The 16,917-nt window shown below is 75.2% G+C and carries 13 protein-coding genes; 7 read left to right on the top strand and 6 right to left on the bottom strand.

Going from position 1 to position 16,917, the window contains the following annotated elements:
• Positions 1-27: 27 nt before the first annotated feature.
• Positions 28-1,911 carry a DUF6345 domain-containing protein gene (locus ACIBSW_RS37570; protein WP_354729321.1) on the bottom strand — a complete coding sequence of 628 codons (1,884 nt, stop codon included), beginning with the start codon at positions 1,909-1,911 and terminating at the stop codon, positions 28-30.
• Positions 1,912-2,007: 96 nt separating this feature from the next.
• A complete protein-coding gene (locus ACIBSW_RS37565) occupies positions 2,008-4,626 on the bottom strand; it encodes a CHAT domain-containing protein (protein WP_354729323.1) in 2,619 nt (872 codons plus the stop codon).
• A gap of 126 nt (positions 4,627-4,752) precedes the next feature.
• On the opposite strand from ACIBSW_RS37565, the gene ACIBSW_RS37560 reads away from it, so the two are divergent.
• The 5 genes from ACIBSW_RS37560 to ACIBSW_RS37540 all read left to right on the top strand — a co-directional run bounded on the left by ACIBSW_RS37560 (position 4,753) and on the right by ACIBSW_RS37540 (position 8,428).
• Positions 4,753-6,072 carry a S8/S53 family peptidase gene (locus tag ACIBSW_RS37560; RefSeq protein WP_354729325.1) on the top strand — a complete coding sequence of 440 codons (1,320 nt, stop codon included), beginning with the start codon at positions 4,753-4,755 and terminating at the stop codon, positions 6,070-6,072.
• Positions 6,069-6,713, top strand: coding sequence for a sigma-70 family RNA polymerase sigma factor (locus ACIBSW_RS37555; RefSeq protein ID WP_354729327.1), 645 nt, complete (start codon positions 6,069-6,071; stop codon positions 6,711-6,713). Before ACIBSW_RS37560 ends, ACIBSW_RS37555 begins: the two co-directional genes overlap by 4 nt.
• On the top strand, positions 6,691-7,167 hold the full coding sequence (locus tag ACIBSW_RS37550) for a hypothetical protein (protein WP_354729328.1): 477 nt from the start codon (positions 6,691-6,693) through the stop codon (positions 7,165-7,167). The genes ACIBSW_RS37555 and ACIBSW_RS37550 overlap by 23 nt, the downstream gene beginning before the upstream one ends.
• 117 nt (positions 7,168-7,284) lie before the next feature.
• Positions 7,285-7,875, top strand: a complete 591-nt coding sequence (locus tag ACIBSW_RS37545) for a sigma-70 family RNA polymerase sigma factor (RefSeq protein ID WP_354729330.1) — start codon at positions 7,285-7,287, stop codon at positions 7,873-7,875.
• Positions 7,876-7,927: 52 nt separating this feature from the next.
• Positions 7,928-8,428, top strand: coding sequence for a hypothetical protein (locus ACIBSW_RS37540; protein WP_354729332.1), 501 nt, complete (start codon positions 7,928-7,930; stop codon positions 8,426-8,428).
• Between the two features lie 13 nt (positions 8,429-8,441).
• Here ACIBSW_RS37540 and ACIBSW_RS37535 read toward each other — a convergent pair whose 3' ends face one another.
• A complete protein-coding gene (locus ACIBSW_RS37535) occupies positions 8,442-9,785 on the bottom strand; it encodes a S8/S53 family peptidase (protein ID WP_354729333.1) in 1,344 nt (447 codons plus the stop codon).
• A gap of 120 nt (positions 9,786-9,905) precedes the next feature.
• Here ACIBSW_RS37535 and ACIBSW_RS37530 point away from each other — a divergent pair, with 120 nt between their 5' ends.
• On the top strand, positions 9,906-12,455 hold the full coding sequence (locus tag ACIBSW_RS37530; protein WP_354729334.1) for a CHAT domain-containing tetratricopeptide repeat protein: 2,550 nt from the start codon (positions 9,906-9,908) through the stop codon (positions 12,453-12,455).
• A gap of 9 nt (positions 12,456-12,464) precedes the next feature.
• On the top strand, positions 12,465-12,956 hold the full coding sequence (locus ACIBSW_RS37525; protein WP_354729336.1) for an N-acetyltransferase family protein: 492 nt from the start codon (positions 12,465-12,467) through the stop codon (positions 12,954-12,956).
• On the opposite strand, the gene ACIBSW_RS37520 is transcribed toward ACIBSW_RS37525, so the two are convergent.
• The 3 genes from ACIBSW_RS37520 to ACIBSW_RS37510 form a co-directional block, all read right to left on the bottom strand.
• Positions 12,957-14,822: a lectin gene (locus tag ACIBSW_RS37520; RefSeq protein ID WP_354729338.1), complete on the bottom strand. Its 1,866-nt coding sequence runs from the start codon at positions 14,820-14,822 to the stop codon at positions 12,957-12,959. It lies immediately after the preceding gene.
• Positions 14,822-16,003 carry an ROK family protein gene (locus ACIBSW_RS37515; RefSeq protein ID WP_354729340.1) on the bottom strand — a complete coding sequence of 394 codons (1,182 nt, stop codon included), beginning with the start codon at positions 16,001-16,003 and terminating at the stop codon, positions 14,822-14,824. Before ACIBSW_RS37515 ends, ACIBSW_RS37520 begins: the two co-directional genes overlap by 1 nt.
• 115 nt (positions 16,004-16,118) lie before the next feature.
• A partial coding sequence (locus ACIBSW_RS37510) for an alkaline phosphatase PhoX (protein WP_354729342.1) occupies positions 16,119-16,917 on the bottom strand: 799 nt, incomplete at its 5' end.

The raw sequence follows: 16,917 nt of genomic DNA, 5'->3' as shown, positions 1-16,917 counted from the left end.
ACGCCCGCCGCGGTCCGTTCGGTGCGCTCAGACGGTGCCGGAGATGGACCACTGCCCGGTGTTCGGGGTCAGCGGGATGTCCGGGCCGGTCGGCCCCTGGCCCCAGAAGTAGTCGCCGATGTTGGTGGTGCCGTCCGGCCGGACCAGCCCGGTCGAGCGGTACTTCACGCCGGACGGCTCACGGTCGATCGCCATCGCGGCCCAGGCGCTCTGCACCCGGTACGCGGGCCGCAGCTCCCACCACAGGAACTTCTTCGGGAACAGGTAGCTCGCGAACGTCGCGCCGGTCCCACCCCCGACGCAGTACGCGTTGGTGTCGAAGCCGTTCATGATGTGCAGCCCGGCGAACGCCTGGCGCCAGCGTCCGAAGTAGTCGTGGTGGCCGTTGGTGTCCCGCAGCACCTGGCAGGACTCGAGCTGGAGCCACTCCAGGTCGCGGTTGCCCCAGCGGGCGTCCGACGGCGTGATCGCGGTGTCGGAGTTGTTGCCCTTGAACGTGAAGCCGCCCGGCCAGCCGTGCCCGGTGTACCAGGTCGCGTCGACGTCGTCGACGTACGAGCTGTCGATGCCGCCGAGCGACGGGTCCTTGAAGTCCTTCTCCCAGGCGCTGGCGCCGCGCCAGTCGAACTGGGTGCCGACGCCGTGCGACGCCATCACGTTGCGGAAGCCGTTGCCGCTGTCCTGCGCGCACTGCCACTCGTCGATGGTCTGCTCGATGCCGACGTCGTTCGGCCCGATGGCGAGCGCGCCGAATCCGCCGCCGCCCGGCTGGAACTCCGCCGTCGCGTCGCCGTCGCCCGGCAGGTCGACGTGCGCGGTGGCGGCCAGGCCGTCGGCGTCGGTGACCTCGACGCTGAGCCGCTCGGCGCCGTCGTCCTCGCGGCCGCGCGGGGTGCGCTGGTAGCTGATCGACTCCCCGTCGCCGCCGTCGGTGGGCAGCACGGTGGTCGACGACGACCAGCGGTAGGTGTACGGCGCGGTGCCGCCCTCGACGGACACGGAGGCGGTCACGGTGTCGCCCTTGCGGGTGGCGCCGAGCTTGCCGCCGGGCGCGGCACCCTCGACGGCCGGGACCAGCCGGTGCGCCTGTGCGCCCGCGCCGCCGACCGGGTTGCAGGTGTACTGCGGCGCGATGGTGGTGACCCGGCCCTTGCCGTCGGCGTCGGTGGCGGTCAGCTCCGGGAACTGGTAGCCCAGCGTCGGAGCCTCCTGCTTGACGTCCTGGCCGTACAGCCGGGCGCACGCGTCGAGCGCGGCCCGCTCGCCGATCACCTTGACCTCGCCGCGGCGCTCCACCCCGCGCAGCGCGTGTGCGAGCTGGGTGACGGCGCCGTCGGGGCCGACCGTCAGGCGCAGCTTGGCGCCCTGCCCGCTCACCGGGAGCCCGCCCAGGTCCAGCTGGTAGCTGACCACGGTGTCCAGCGGGTGCACCTGCGGCCTGCCGTTCTCCGCGTCGGTGAGGGTCAGCTCGGTGTGCGACAGCTGCGGCCGGGCGGTCAGGTCGGGGCTCAGCCCGGCCAGCTCGATCAGCTGCCGGCCCTGCCGCAGGGCCTCCTCGTCGGCGACCGGGCTGATCTTCTCCAGCGCGGCGCGGTCGATCGTCTGTGCCCGTACCGCGCGGCCCGACTCGTCCCTGGTGGCCCGGCCCGCGGCGGTGAGCGGGACCTGCCCGAACGCGGCCGCGTCGACGTAGCCGAAGTATCCGTTGCCCTGCAACGCGTTCGGCACGCCGAAGGCCTTCGCCAGCTCGGCGCCCTGCCCGGCGGTGAGGCCCTCCTGCACCACGGCGTACACGGGTACGGTCTGCGGCTCCTCGGCGGCGGCGGCCGCGCCGCCGAGGGCCGGCGCGGCGAGCAGGCCGGCGGCCCCCACCGCGATGATCCGGCGCGTGGCCGGTCTGTCGACGAACATTCTGGTCCCCCTGTCGTGTCCGGGACACGTCAGCTGCGTGTCCCGCACCAACCCCAGAGGGGCACAGCGAGGCTCGAATACATTTTTGTTTTCCGCTCAGCCCGCGCCGATGCAGTGGAAGGCCGCGGCGGTGGCGTGCGCGAGGGCGTCGCCACCGGCGGTGAGCTCCCACTGCGCGGCGGCGAGCGCCGCGGCGGGCCGGGCGCCCCCGCGCAGCCGCGCGTGCAGGTCGAGCATGAGATCCGCGGTGCGGTCCGCGGGCACCGGCAGCACGCTGGCGATCAGCGTGCGGGTGCCCGCGCCGAGCAGCACGGCGCCGAGGCCGAGCAGCTCGTCGCCGGGCTGCACCGCCGAGCGCCCGGAGTCGCAGGCGGAGAGCACCACGACCCCCGGCGGCCGGCGCAGCCGCTCCAGCTCGTACGCGGTGAGCGGCCCGTCCGCCAGCTCCAGGGTGGACAGCAGCGGCGCGTCGGCCCGGAACACGCCGTGCGCGGCGATGTGCGCGAGGCGTGCCGACTCCATCGCCGCGGTGACCGCCGCCGCGCCCGCCGCGTCGCCGGTCAGCACCACCGCCCCGGTGTCGGCGGCGGCCAGCGCGGCCACCTCCTTCTCGCCCTCCGGCAGCCGCGGACCGGCGACGAGCACGGCCGGACCCGCGGCCGGTTGCCCGCCGGTCGCGGCGCGCAGCCAGGCGGCGGCCGACGGCACCACCGTCACGGCCCGGCCCGCGCAGGACGGCAGCGCCGCCCAGGCGAGCGCGTGCAGGTCGCCGATCGGCGCGATCACCAGCGGCCGGTCGCCGATCCGGGTACGTAGCGGGGCGAGCAGCTGCGCGTCGAGCTCGCCGGCGGCGTGCCGTGCCGCGGCGCCCGCGGCGGCGGGATCGTCCAATGTGATCAGCCTGCGCAGCGCGAACCGGTGCTGCCGCGAGCGCCGCCGGGCCGCGTCGAGGTCGCCGAGCCGGTGCAGGCTGGCCCGGCCGTCGCGGACCACGACCGCGAGGATCCCGCCCCGGTGCGCGACGAGCTCCACCAGCACGGCGTCGCCGAGCGCGGCGGCCAGCGCGGCGACGCCCGGCGGGCGGGCGAGCGCGCCGGCGCCGTCCGCGCACCGGGTCAGCTCCCGCACGCGGTGCTCCAGCCGCACCTGCCGGCGCTGCTCCGCGGCGGCCGGGTGCCCGGCGAGGGCGGCCGCGTCGACGGCGGCGCAGACGCCGCGCAGCTCGGTCAGCACCGCGGAGAGCTCCGGGTCGGCGGGCGGCGTCACCGGGGTCATCCGCAGGGCGGTGGCCCGCCACAGCTCGGCCCAGGCGAGTACCTGGGCGGGGCGGCCGGTGCCGACCGCGATGTCGAGTCCCTCGGCGGCGAGCTCCCGGCCGTGCTCGCCGCTGCTGGCGCGCAGCTCGGTGGCGCCGTACCAGCTGCGGTGCGTCTCCTGCACGGCCAGGCCGTCGCGCAGCGCGCTCAGGGCCCGCCGGTCCGCGCCGCCGAGGCGATGCCGCAGGGCCGCGGCGAACCAGCCCTGCGTGCGCCGGTCCGCGGTGCCGCCGCGGCGGGCCCGGGCGGCGACGGTGAGCAGCTCGCGGGCCTGCCCGGTGCGCCCGAGGGCCGTCGCGACCCGGGCGGCGTCGATCCGGGTGGCCAGCGCGGTGCCGGGCCAGCCGGTCTCGTCGAGCCGGGCGGCGTTGCGCACCATCGCCGTCAGCGACCGGGCGGTGCGCGTGCCGGCGCGGAAGTCCGCCCGGAGCGCGACGCTGCGGGCCAGCGCGGCCCAGGCCGGGCGGCCCTGCCGGCGGAACGCCGCACCGGCCCGCCCGGCGGCGGCGGTCGCCGCGGGGAGATCGCCGGCGAGCAGCGCGGCCCGCGCCGACCCGAGCAGCGCCTCGGCCTGGTCCGAGGCCATGCCGCGCGCGCCGAGCTCGCGTACGGCGGCGGCGGCCGTCTCGGTGGCCTCGGCCGGCAGCGGCACCGAGAGCAGCAGTTCGAGGCGGTCGAGCCGCAGCGCGGGGCGGGGCACGCCGAGCTCGCGGTAGCGCCGGTCCGTCTCGGCGAAGACGCGCAGGGCCTCCGCCACCTCGCCCCGGCGGGCCGCGGCGGTGCCGAGGTTCCACCGGGTGTCGGCGGCCGCGAGGTCCAGCCCGAGCGCGGTGAAGATCTCCTCGGCGCGGCGCAGGTCGTCGCCGCCCCGGGCCATGCCGCGCCGGGTCTGCACGAGCCCGCGGTTGTTGCGGGCCCGCGCCTCCAGCAGCGGGTCGCCCTCCTGCCGGGCGATCTCCACGGCCGCGGTGTAGTCGCGGGCCGCCTCCTCGTAGCGCCCGGCGAAGTGCAGCACCACCCCGCGCTGCATCCGCGCGCGCCCGGCGTCGCGCCCGGTGAGGTCTTCCAGCGCGGCCGTGACTTCCCGCAGCGCGGCGACGTTGCGGCCGCTGTTGGCCAGCGCGTAGCCCAGGCTCATCCGGGCCAGGGCGGTCAGCTCGGCCGAGGCGCCGCGGCGCGCCAGCCGCACCGCCCGGCGCAGCTGCGTCACCGCGGCGCCCAATTCGTTCAGCTCCCGGTAAGCCAGCCCCACCGCCCGCGCGGCGATTGCGCGGGCCCGCGGGTTGTCGGACCTTTCCAGGACCGACTGTCCGATCTCGATCGCCTGACGGGGGTCGCGTTGTACCGCGCTCAGGGCGTCCTCCGCCCGGATTTCCCAGGACTGTCCGCTACCTGCCACTCCCGCATCCTGTCCGCTTCTTGCTAGTGCGACCGCGGGGAGTCTCGCTAAGTTTCTCCCGATTCGCCCGGCGGCCCGCCAACGGTGGGACCAGCCTCGCACCCAGTGGTCGTTCCGGAGGGCATTGTGTCAACTGACCGATTCAAATCGGGATCATCGCGCCCCGGCCGGGGCCCGGACGCGGTCCCGCTGACCCGCCGGGGACTGCTGCGCTGGTCCGCCGCGGCTGCCGCGGCGGCCGCCCTGCCCGCCTGGGCGGCACCCGCCGCTGCCGAGGAGGACGGCGGCTACGGTGCCGCCTTCATGGCCGCGGTCGCGCAGGACCGGCGGATCCGCGCGTACACCGAGCCGGGCCGCGAGTTCTGGTACCGGCCGGGCGAGCTGCTCGCCGGCCGGGCCGACGCCCGCCGGGTCGCGGCCTGGCTGCGCGAGGCCGGCGTGCCGTTCCGGGGCGGCAAGCCGTTCGGCTCCGTCGAACGCTTCCTGCTCGGCGCCGGCGCCGACGTCCCGGGGCTGGTGGCCCGGCTGCGGGAGCCCGGGCAGTGGCCGGGCGGCGTCGCGCCGGCGGTGCAGCCGCACCACGTGCTCGTCGGCTTCGACAACATCATGGGCAACCCGGGAACCGGCCCGGTCGCCGTCGCGGCGCCGAAGCCGCCCGCCCTCGGCTCGGGGGCCGGCAAGGGCGTGACCGTCGGGATCTGCGACACCGGCATCTGGCGCGACGCGGCGAGCTTCCACCCCGACTGGCTCGGCAACGCCTATCTGCCGGAGGCCGACGACGAGGACGCCCTCTACCAGTACGCCGACGTGCTGGCGCTGCAGGCCGGGCACGGCACGTTCGTCGCCGGGGTGCTGCGCGAGGCCGCGCCGGACGTCCGCTTCGACCCGGAGGTCGCCCTGTCCGGCATGGGCATCGGCGACGAGGAGACGCTCGTCGCCGCCGTCGACCGGCTCGACCGTCGCGTGTCGATCATCAACCTGTCGCTGGGCTGCCGGACGCAGGACGACGTGGCGCCGCTGCCGGTGGCCGACCGGGTCGCCGCGCTGGGCCGCGAGGTCCTGGTGGTGGCCGCGGCGGGCAACTCCGGCGGATCCCGCCCGGCCTGGCCGGCCGCGCTGCCGGGCGTTCTGGCGGTGGCGGCGGTGCGGGCCGGCGAGGAGGGCCCGGCGCCCGCCGGGTACAGCAACTTCGGGTCGTGGGTGGACGCCTGCGCCGACGGCACCCGCGTCAGCACGTACGTCACCGGGGTGCTCGACGTGAAGGGCGCGAATCCGGAGCGGTTCGAGGGCTTCGCGCGGTGGTCCGGCACCTCGTTCGCGGCGCCGTACGTCGCCGGGCGGATCGCGGCGCTGATGAGCGAGAAGGGCCTGACCGCGGCGGACGCGGCCGACCACCTGCTGAATCAGCCGCCGTGGCACCCGGACTACGGGGTGCTGGTGCCATGACCGTTGCCGTGACCGATTCGACGATGTGCCTGGTGCGCGCCGCCGCGGGCGGCGACGAGCAGGCCTGGGGCGCGCTGATCGACCGCTACGGACCGCTGGTCATGGCGGTGATCCGGCGCTTCACGCTCAGCCGGGCCGACGCCGCCGACGTCAACCAGACCGTCTGGCTGCGGCTGGTCGAGCACCTGGACCGGATCCGCGAACCGGAGGCGCTGCCCGGCTGGATCGTGCGGACCACCCGCAACGAGTGCCTGCGGGTGCTGCGCGCAGGCCGGAGCACCTGGCTGTTCGACCCGCTGGACGGCGCCGCGGAGACCCTGGTCAGCACGGCCGCGCCGGAGCACGGCGACCTCGACGAGCGGCTGCTCGCCGAGGAGCGCCACCAGGCGCTGCGGGACGCGTACGCCGAGCTGCCGCCGCGCTGCCGCGAGCTGGTCGGGCTGCTGCTGGTCGACCCGCCGCTGAGCTACGAGCAGATCGGCGAGCGCCTCGGCGTGCCGATCGGCAGCATCGGCCCGACCCGCGGCCGCTGCGTGCACCGGCTGCGCACCTGCCCGGCCCTGATGGCGTTCCTCGGCGCCGGCCGATCCGACAACCACGTACGCAAGGAGGCCCGCCGTGACGCTGCCGCAGTGGGATGACGATCCCGCCCTGGTCGCCGACCTGCGCGAGGCGCTGGCCCCGCGGGAGGCGCTGCCGCCGGACTTCGCCGCCGCGGCCCGGGCCGCGTTCGCCTGGCGCACGGTCGACGAGGACCTGTTCCTCGCCGAGCTGGCGTTCGACAGCCTGGCGCCGCAGGGCGCCCTGGCCACCCGCGCCTCCGCCACCGGCACCCGGCTGCTGGTGTTCGACGGCGGCGGTTACCGCATCGACGCGGAGATCGACGAGTACGGCGACGCGATCGGGCAGGTCAGCCCGGCCAGCGGCGGCACGGTGTGCTGCCAGACCCCGGACGGTACGTTCGCCGAGGCGCCGATCGACGAGTCCGGCTGCTTCTGCGTGCCCACCCCGGCGGCGGGCGCGGTCCGGCTGCGGCTGCGCGCCGGCGGCCGTCCGGTGTCGACAGACTGGATCAATCTCGGCCGCCGGCGGTGAGCGGGTCGAGACCGGAGCGCCGTCCGGTTGGTCTATGGTAAATCGGTACATCTACGGCGGACGATGGGCGTGAACCCGGCTGCCTGTGGGCTCCGGGCCGCGACATCGGAGGCGATGATGACCGACACCGAGCCGTTCGACGACGTGTCCCTGCTGGTCACCAAGGCTGCCGGCGGGGACCAGGCGGCGTGGAACGAGATCGTCGGGCGGTTCGGCCGGCGGGTCTGGGCCACCTGCCGCGCCTACCGGCTCAGCCAGGCCGACTCCGCTGACGTCTTCCAGCAGACCTGGCTGCGGGTGCTGGAGAACCTCGATTCGTTGCGCGACCCGGCCCGGCTGGGCGCGTGGATCGGCACCACCTGCCGCAACGAGGCGCTGGTCGCGCTGCGCCGGGCCAAGCGGGCGATGCCGGTCGGTCAGCCGTGGCTGCTGGACCGGCCCACCGACCCGGAGGACGACCCGGACCGGCCGTTCCTGGTCGCCGACCGCGACGCCGAGCTGTGGCACGCGTTCCGCCGGTTGAGCGCGCGCTGCCAGCAGGTGCTGCGGGTGCTGGTGGTGGAGGCCGAGGATCGGCCGTCCTACGAGCATGCGGCGGCCGTGCTCGACATGCCGATCGGCAGCCTCGGCCCGACCCGGGGGCGGTGCCTGACGTACCTGCGCCAATTCTTGACAGAAGGTATCAGCGGCGGCGAAGCGGGATCGTGAGTGTGATGAATGCGCCACGCAACGCATTTCCCAATCGGTGTGAGGAGACACGGTGAACGATCCGATGACACCGGACGACGGCCGCCTGCTCGCCCGGCTGGGCGCGCTGCTCAACGACGCCGAGGATCCGCCGGCGGACGTGATGGAGCTGGCGCGGCAGAGCTTCATGCTGCGCCACCTGGACGCCGAGCTGGCCGCGCTGGTCGAGGACTCGCACGGCCCGGCCGCCTCGGTGCGCTCCGTCGCCGTGCGCGGGTCGGCGCGGGAACCGCGGCAGCTGACCTTCCAGATCGTCGACGAGCAAGGCCGGGACGAGCTGATCATCGCGGTGCAGGTCGAGTCCGTCGGCCGGCGGCGCCGGCTCACCGGGCACCTCGCGCCGCAGGGCCCCGCCTACATCGAGGTGCGGCAGCCGACGGTCCCGAAAGCACGCGGCGTCGACGCGGACCGTCGCGGCCTGTTCGTCATCGACGACGTGCTTCCGGGACCGATGAGCCTCACCTGCCGCCGGGCCGGCGGGGTCGCCGTGGCGACACAGTGGACGCTGCTCTGACCGGCCGCCCCGATCAGATGGGCGTGCCCGGCAGCAGGTGCACCACCGTGCCGTAGTCGTCCAGCGTCGGCCGGCCCGCGATGAGCTGGTCGAAGGCGGCCGCCGGCGTCACGGCGCCGTCGTCGCCGCAGAGCGCGGCCACCGCGCCGGAGATCTGCGGCGCGCTGAACGAGGTGCCGCTCCACGTCGCCCAGGAGTCCGCCGGGAAGTCGACGTCCGCGCCGATGCCGGTCTCGGGCGGCAGCTTGCCCTCGACGAACGTGGACACGACGCCGACGCCGACCGCCGAGCAGTGCACCCAGTCGCCGTGGTTGGAGAAGGCCGCGGCGCTCAGGTCGCTGTTCAGCGCGCCGACCGCCTTCACGCCGGGGAACGCGGCGGGGTACAGCGGCCGCGCGCTGCCGTCGTTGCCGGCGCTCGCGACGATCAGCGCCTTCGGGTACGTCTCGGTGATGTAGCGCACCGCCTCGCGCATCGCCAGCGGCGGCACGCCGTCGACGGCCGGCGCGCCGAACGACGCGTTGATGATCACCCGTTCGCCCGCGGCGTCGTCGGCCGCCTGGATCAGCATGTCCGCGGCCGCCTCGTCGGTGCCGAGGCCGTCGGTGCTGGTGTACCGGTAGACCACCACCTCACAGTCGGGGGCGATCTGCCGGACTATGCCGGCCGCGAACGTGCCGTGGCCCGCGAACCAGTCGATCCGGTCCAGCGGCGCCAGCACGTTGACCGGGTCCGTTCCGTTGCGCACCACACCGGAGTCCCAGGCGTCGGTGCGGGGCGCGGCGGTCAGTCCGGTGTCGACGATCGCCACCCGCACCGGTTCGCCGCCGCCGCCGCCCGCGAACGCGGCCGGGGCGACGGTCGGTCCCGGGTACGAGTCGCACTTGACGATGTAGCCGAGCGGCACGACCGCGTTGACGCCCGCCATGATCTTGTGTTCGTCCCGGAGCCGCTTGGCGTCGCGGCGCAGCGCCTCGAGCGTGCCCTTGTTCGGGCCGCGGAACACCCGGGTGCGCCGGCGTGGGTTGCGGCCCGCGCGGTCGGCCGCCGCGTAGCCGGCGAGCAGCCCGCCGAGGCGGGCGGCCTGCGCGGCGTCGGCGTCGACCACCAGCCGGTTGTCGGCGCAGAGCACCGGGCCGGAGCCGTCGGCGGGGTGGTACAGGACGAACGGGGTCGCCTGATCACCCGCGGTGAGCTGGCGCCGGCGGATCCGCTCCACGACGGCGTCGGAGTCCCGCCGCGCGGCCTCGTCGCCGTTCGGCGAGACGAGCTTGGAGACCTGAGCCCGTACGGCCGCGGCGTCCCGCTCGAGCTGTTCGGCGCTGCGATGGTCCGATATCGGCCAGTTCTGGGTCATGGCTTACTGTCCCTCTCGATCGGTAGGCTGACTTCGATTTCCACCCGGGAATCGGGGCGGTGCGAATTGGACGAACAGGTGAGTTTCCTGTGCGAGGCAGAGGCCGCGTACAGAAGAGTCGTGCTAGATCCAGCCAGATACGCCCCGCAGGCAGAAGAAGTCGTCCGGGCGGCGCGGGCCGCCGGGGACACCGAGGCGCTCGTCGTGGGTCTGCGCGCCCAGGCGTGGGCGCGGCACGTCGCGCTCGACAACGACGGCGCCAGAAAAATACTCGATCAGGCCGTCCGGCTGGCCGACGGCCTCGACCGGCCGGGCCGCCTCGGCGACCTGCTGGTCACCCGGTCCGTCGCCCTGCACGAGCTCGGCCGCTACGGCGCCGCGGCCCGCGACCTGCGCCGGGCCGAGCCGCTGATCGCCGCGCAGGAGCGCCCGGACCTGCGCCTGCAACTGGCCGTCCTGGACCACAACCGGGGCCGGGTGCGCGCCGCCGAGCTGGCCTACCGCGAGCTGCTCGACGACCCGGACTGCCCGCCGCTGGTCTGGGTCAAGGCGGCCAACAACCTGGCCAACGCGCAGACCCAGCTGGGCCGCCCGCACGAGGCGCTCGACCACCTCGACCACGCCGCGGAGCTGTGCCGGGACCTGAGCCCGCGGCTGCTGGCGGTGATCGCCAACAGCCGGGCGTGGTCGACCTTCCACGCCGGACAGCTCGCCGAGAGCGTCCGCCGTTTCGAGGAGGCCGGCCGCCTGCACGCCGCGGCGAATCTCCCGCTGGGGGAGCACCAACTCGAGTACGCCGACGTCCTGCGTGACTTACGGCTGCTCGACGAGGCCATGGCCGCGGCCCGGTCGGCCGCGGTGGAGTTCGAGCGGCACGGCGCGCGGCTGATGGCGCCCGAGGCCCGGCTGCGCTGCGCCCGGCTGGCCCTCGAGCTGGGCGACGCCGCCACCGCGCTGACCGACGCCGCGGCCGCCGCCGACGACTTCCGCCGGCAGCGCCGCCCGGCCTGGGCGGCCCGGGCCGCGGTCACCGAGGCGCAGGCGCAGGCCGCCTGCCACGGCTACTCGCCCGAGGTGCTGCGCCGGCTCGGCGCGGCCGCGGCCACCCTGCAGCGCATCGGCCTGCGTACCGAGGCGGTGTACGGGCACCTGGCGGCGGGCCGGGCCGCGCTCGCTCTGCGCAAGGCACCCGCCGCGCGCCGGGCGCTGACCCTGGCCGGCGATCTGGCCCGCGACCAGTCGCTGCTGGTCCGGCTGCGGGGCAGCCTCGCGCGGGCGCTGCTGGCCGAGTCGGAACAGGCCGGCGGCGTCGTCGCCGAGTGCTCCCGCGGCCTGCGCGACCTCGCCCGCCACCGCGCCGCGCTGCCGTCGCTCGAGCTGCGGGTGCTCGCCGCGGGGCACGGCGCCGAGCTGGGCGCGCTCGGGCTGCGCCGGCTGCTGCCGACCGCGTCGGCGGGCCGGATCCTGGAATGGCTGGAACGCACCCGGACCGCGGCGCTGCTGCGCGTGCAGCCGCCGGCGGCCGGCGTCGACGAGGACGTCATCGCCCTGCGCGGCGTCGAGCAGGAGCTGCGCACGGCCCGCCTGGAGCGCGGCAAGGAGCCGTCGTCCCTGCTGGCCCGGCAGAGCGCGCTGGAGGCGCGGATCAGGCGCCGCTCCTGGGCCGGCGAGGACGTCGGCGGCGAGGCGGCCGCGCTCGCCACCGCGGCGGACCTGCGGCGCGCCGTGGACGGCCGGTGGATGGTCGAGTACGCCGTGGTGGACGGGCAGATCCTGGCCGTCGTGGTGGAGCCCCGGCGCACCCGGATGGTCGACCTGGGACCGGTCGCCCCGGTCCTGCAGGAGGCGGACGCCGCGGCGTTCGGCCTGCGCCGGCTGCTGCACGGCACCCGGTTCGCGGCCGCGGCCCGGACCGCGGCGCAGGACGCGTTCGACGCGCTGTCCCGGCAGCTGACCGTGCCGCTCGGCGTGCCGGCGGACGTCCCGCTGGTGGTGGTGCCGTCCGCGCTGCTGCTCGGCGTGCAGTGGTCGCCGCTGCACCCGGCGCCGGTGTCGGTGACGCCGTCCGGCGGCCTGTGGGCGCGGGCGAAGCGGACCGTCGACGTCGACGGCCCGGTCCGGGCCGCCGTGGTGGCGGGCCCGGGTCTGCCCGGCGCCGTCGAGGAGGTGCGGGTGGTGGCCGCCGAGCACGAGGAGTCCGTCACGCTGCTGCCGCCGGAGAGCACCGTCGACGCCACCCTCGAGCTGATCGCGAAGGCGGACCTCGCCCACCTCGCCTGCCACGGCCTGTTCCGGTCGGACAGCCCGCTCTTCTCGGCGCTCGAGCTCAGCGACGGCTCGCTGACGCTCTACGAGATGCTGGCCCGCGGCGTCGCGCCGCGCCGGGTGGTGCTGGCCTCCTGCGACTCCGGCACGCACCAGCCGTACGGCGGCGACGAGATGCTCGGTTTCGTCAGCGCGCTGATGTCCAACGGCAGCGCCGGCATCGTGGCGGCCGAGGTGCCGATCCCGGATGGCGTCTGCGCGGCGCCGATGACGGCGCTGCACCGGCGGATCGGCCGCGGCGACACCCTTGCCTCGGCGGTGTGGCACGCCCGCGCGGAGCTCGCGGACGGCGGCCCGGAGGAGTACGTGGCGTGGAGCGGCCTGACTGCGTACGGGCCGGGTTAGGGTGGCGCCGTGACCGAGGCGCAGGAGGCCGACCTGGAGTCGATCGCCGAGATCTACGGCCACTATGTGCGGCATTCGCTCGCCACGTTCGACGAGGTCGCGCCGTCGGTCGACGCGTGGCGGGACAAGCTGGCCGACGTCCGCGCCCGGGGCCTGCCGTTCCTGGTCGTCCGGGACGCGGGCGCCGTGCTGGGCTTCGCGTACGCGGCGCCGTTCCGCCCGAAGCCCGCCTACCGCTACACGGTCGAGGACACCGTCTACGTCGCGCCGGGCGCGGGCCGGCGGGGCATCGGCCGGCTGCTGCTCGCCGACGTGATCCGGCGCAGCGCCGAGGCCGGGATGCACCGCATGATCGCGGTGATCACCGACGTGGGTGAGCCGGCCTCGGCGCGGCTGCACCGCGGGCTCGGCTTCACCGAGGCCGGCCGGCTCACCGCGGTCGGCTACAAGCAGGACCGCTGGATCGACACGGTCCTGCTGCAGCTCGACCTCGCGCGCTGATCAGGGGCGCTGCCAGGACTGGTTGCCGCCGCCGTTGCAGGTCCACAGGATCACCGCGGCGCCGTTCGCGGTACCGCCGCCCGAGACGTCCAGGCACTTGCCGGACTGGTCGCCGGTGATGATGCCGTTCGCGTTGAGCTGCCACTTCTGGTTCGCGCCGCCGTTGCAGGTGTAGATGACGGCCTTGGTGCCGTCCGCCGTGCCCTGCTGGTAGGCCTCCAGGCACCGGTCGCCGTAGACCCGCAGCTCGCCGGCGGCCGTGTGGGTCCAGGCCTGGTTGGCGGCGCCGTTGCAGGTCCAGACGTCCACCGCGGTGCCGTTGGCGGTGCCCGCGCCGACCACGTCGAGGCACTTGCCCGACGCCGTGCCGATCAGGGTGGTGCTCAGGGCGGTGCCGGCGCTGCCGGACTGGTTCAGCACGTACGTGGTGATGCTCCTCGCCGGCAGCGAGGTGCTCAGCGTGCCCGCCGAGAGGGACGGCGCGGCCACCGAGGCGAGGCTCTCCGTGGCGCTGGTGCGCCGGGCCGACCCGAAGGACACGTTGTTCTTGGCGTTGAGGTGCAGCGACAGCGCGGTCGCGCTCGAGTTCTGGTTGGTGACCACCAGGGTCCACTGCCCGCCGCGGTCGAACGCCGTCACCTGTACGCCGGCCGGTGCGCCGGTCACGTTGTGCCGCACCGCGCCCGGCCGGACGAAGCGGCTGAACTGCGCGAGGGCGTAGTACCGCTTGGTCAGGTACAGCGCCTGGCTGCCGTTGGCGGCGTACGCCGGGTCGTAGTAGATGAGCCCGTCGTTCCAGCCGGCCGAGTTCGCGGTCGTCGCGCAGCTGCCGGAGCTCGGCGCGCAGCCGAACTCCGACGACAGCGCGGTCCACCAGTGGAACGCGGTGTCGTAGGTGACCGAGAGGTCGCGGTGGACGATGCCGGCGAGCCCGAGCGCGCCGCCGATCGTCGGGTCGTAGCCCTGGCTCCAGCCGCCGGTCGCGCCGAAGCAGCAGATCTCGCTCGCCCAGGTCCGCTTGCCCGCCGCCCGGCCGACGTTGCGCGCGGCGGTGCGCGCGGTGTCGCTGGGGAAGTCGTAGGTGTGGTGCGCGAGGTTGGCGACGTACTGCGCGGTGCCGGACTGGTTGATCCACTGTGGCACCTCGGAGTTGAAGGCGCTGACCGAGGTGGACTCGTCGGCGCTGATCCGGGTGGACAGGCCGCGGGCGGAGAGCGTCGCGCCGAGCGTACGGACGACGTCGTCGCGCTGCGCCGTCGGCACGAGCATGCCCTCCTGGCCGCAGGAGTCGAAGCTGTTGGTCGGCTCGTTCATCGGGCTCAGGTAGTCCAGGTGCGCGCCCTGACCGTCGAAGTGCGCAGCGATGTCCGCGAGGTAGGTCGCGAAGGCCTGGTTGTCGGCGCCGTCGAGGGTGCCGCCGCAGCTCTTGGCGTTGCTGGTCCACACGGCCGGCGCGCTGTTGACGAAGCCGATCAGGTCGGCGACGCCGTACTGGCTCGCGTACCTCAGGAAGGTCTGCCCGCCCGGGTCGCGGTTCCAGTCGTAGCCGCCGGCGGCGGTCCGGAAGGTCTGCGCGGCCCGGGCCGGGGTGGTGACGCCGGTGCCGCCACCGCCGATGTTGTAGCGGTACGCCGAGAGCGCGAGCCCGTCGGCGCCGAACAGCAGGTCGGCGACGCGCTGCTGCACGGCGGGCGCGAAGTTGGCGAGGTCGTTGACCCACCAGGCGCCGGACGCGCCGATGGCCTCGATGGTCTGCGCGGGCGCGGGGGAGACCTCGGCCCGGGCCGAGGCGGCCACGGCGGGGGAGGCGGCGGGTACGGCGAGGGCGGTGCCGAGCAGCAGCCCGGCGGCCAGAGATCTGAGCATTATCTTCCTCCAGTGAGAAAGCCTTCCAGCGCGAGCGTCGCCGCGCCGAGACTGACCGGATTGCCGGTGACGGTGGAGAGGACGATCTCCGTGTCGCTGAGCGGGCGGCGCAGCGCGTGCTGCGCCACCACGGCCCGGACCTCGTCGAGCAGCGGCACGCCGAGGCGGTCGGCGACCCAGCTGCTGAGCACGACCAACTCCGGGTTGATCAGGTTGATCAGGTCGGCGACCGCGACGCCGAGGTAGCGGCCGGTCTCGGCGTTGACCTTCGCGGCGACGGGGTCGCCCGCGGCGAGCCCGGCGGCCAGCGCGCGCAGGGTGGCGGTCTGGTCCTCGGGGTGCAGCAGCGCGCAGGCCGGTGCCAGGTCGCGCAGCGTCTGCATGATGCCGGGCGCACCCACGTACGCCTCGACGCAGCCGCGGCTGCCGCACCGGCAGAGCCGGCCGTCGAGCACCAGCGTGGTGTGTCCCCACTCGCCGGCGGTGTTGCTGGTGCCGCGGTACAGCGCGCCGCCGAACGCCAGCCCGGCGCCGACGCCGGTGCCCAGGTTGATGACGGCGACGTCGTCGCGGCCGCGCGCGGCGCCGGACCAGAGCTCGGCGACCACGGCGGCGCGCAGCGGGTTGTCCAGGTGCAGCGGCAGCTCCAGCGAGCGGGCGAGCAGGTCGCGCAGCGGCACGTCGTGCCAGTCCCAGTTCGGGGCGAAGACCGAGACGCCGCCCTCGCGGTCGACCTGCCCGGGCACGCTGACCCCGGCGCCGAGGATCCGGCCGCCGGCTCCGGCCATGACCGTACGCACGCCGCTGACGATGTGCGCCAGCACCTGCTCGGGCCGCCGCTCGCCCGGGCGCAGCGCCTCCTCGGTCCCGGTGAGCCGGGTGAGGGTGGCGTCGAAGAGATCGACGTGCACGTAGGTCTCGGCGACGTCGACGCCGATCAGCAGCCCGCCCCGCGGGTTCGGCGTGACCAGTCCGCGCGGGCGGCCGCCGCCGGAGTCCTCCCGGCCGGCCTCGGTCAGCAGGCCGAGCGCGGTCAGCTCGCTGACCAGCGTCGCCACGGTGCCGAGGCTGAGCCCGGTCGCCGCGGCGATCCGCTGCCGCGAGGTCGTGCCGGCGGAGATCACCTGCTGGACGACGCCGAGCCGGTTGGCGGTTCTGATGTCGCGAGACGTCCGTGCCATGCCTTATCGCAACACTTGCGAAAAGAGTTGGCAATAGACGTACGCGAATGTCTCGATATCCTGTCGCGAACCCGGCCCGCCGCGGTGGCCATGCCGCGGCGGGCGGGGGCGGCGGTCAGCCGCCGACCGGGCCGCCGTCCAGGCGCCAGGTGACCACGACCGCCGGCTTGGCGAAGTCGCCGTCCGGCCAGGTCGAGGCCGGCTTCTCCACGCTGGCGCCGGTGATCTCGCCGGGGTGCTGGACCGCGACGAAGACCGAGCGGTCGTCGCCGGTGATGAACGGCCCGCAGGTCTCCGCGCCGTACGGGACGGTGAGGAACTGCTTGAGGTGGCCGCGCTCGGAGCCCTCGATCGCGGTGGCGAACAGGCCGTCGTTGCCGCCGAGGGCGTTGCCGTCGGTGGAGATCCACAGGTTGCCGGCGCTGTCGAACGCGACATTGTCCGGGCAGGAGATCGGGGAGACGGCGGCCTTGTCGTACCCGGCGAAGTAGGTCGAGGGGTCGGCGGGGTCGCCGCAGACGATCGGCAGCGACCAGGTGAACGTCTCGGCGGTGTTGTCGCCGCGGTCCTCGACGAGTTCGAAGATGTGCCCGTGCTTGTTGGCGTTGCGCGGGTTGGCCTCGTCCGGGCCGGGGTTCGTGCCGACGCCGCGGTTGGTGTTGTTGGTCATCGCGGCGTAGACCTTGCCGGTGAGCGGGCTGGGCTGCACGTCCTCCGGCCGGTCCATCTTGGTCGCCTGCACCGCGTCCCCGGCCAGGCGGGTGAAGGTCAGCACCTCGGCGGCGGTCATGCCCGGCACGTAGGAGGTGTTGCCGGAGACCAGCTTGATCCACTGCCCGGTGCCGTCGAAGGCGCCGTCGGACGGCAGCCTGCCGCTCCCGTCGATCTCGGACGGCGGGCTGTCGCCGGTGACC

Origin of the sequence: Actinoplanes sp. NPDC049668, assembly GCF_044465445.1 — a bacterium.
GTDB lineage: Bacteria > Actinomycetota > Actinomycetes > Mycobacteriales > Micromonosporaceae > Actinoplanes.
Note: the sequence above shows the minus strand (reverse complement) of the source record. Positions and strands in the feature narration are given on the sequence as shown.

Excerpts from the sequence above, each read along its gene's own strand:
- ACIBSW_RS37570 (WP_354729321.1), bottom strand. The coding sequence starts at position 1,911 with ATGTTCGTCGACAGACCGGCCACGCGCCGGATCATCGCGGTGGGGGCC.
- ACIBSW_RS37555 (WP_354729327.1), top strand. The coding sequence starts at position 6,069 with ATGACCGTTGCCGTGACCGATTCGACGATGTGCCTGGTGCGCGCCGCC.
- ACIBSW_RS37545 (WP_354729330.1), top strand. The coding sequence starts at position 7,285 with ATGACCGACACCGAGCCGTTCGACGACGTGTCCCTGCTGGTCACCAAG.
- ACIBSW_RS37535 (WP_354729333.1), bottom strand. The coding sequence starts at position 9,785 with ATGACCCAGAACTGGCCGATATCGGACCATCGCAGCGCCGAACAGCTC.
- ACIBSW_RS37520 (WP_354729338.1), bottom strand. The coding sequence starts at position 14,822 with ATGCTCAGATCTCTGGCCGCCGGGCTGCTGCTCGGCACCGCCCTCGCC.
- ACIBSW_RS37515 (WP_354729340.1), bottom strand. The coding sequence starts at position 16,003 with ATGGCACGGACGTCTCGCGACATCAGAACCGCCAACCGGCTCGGCGTC.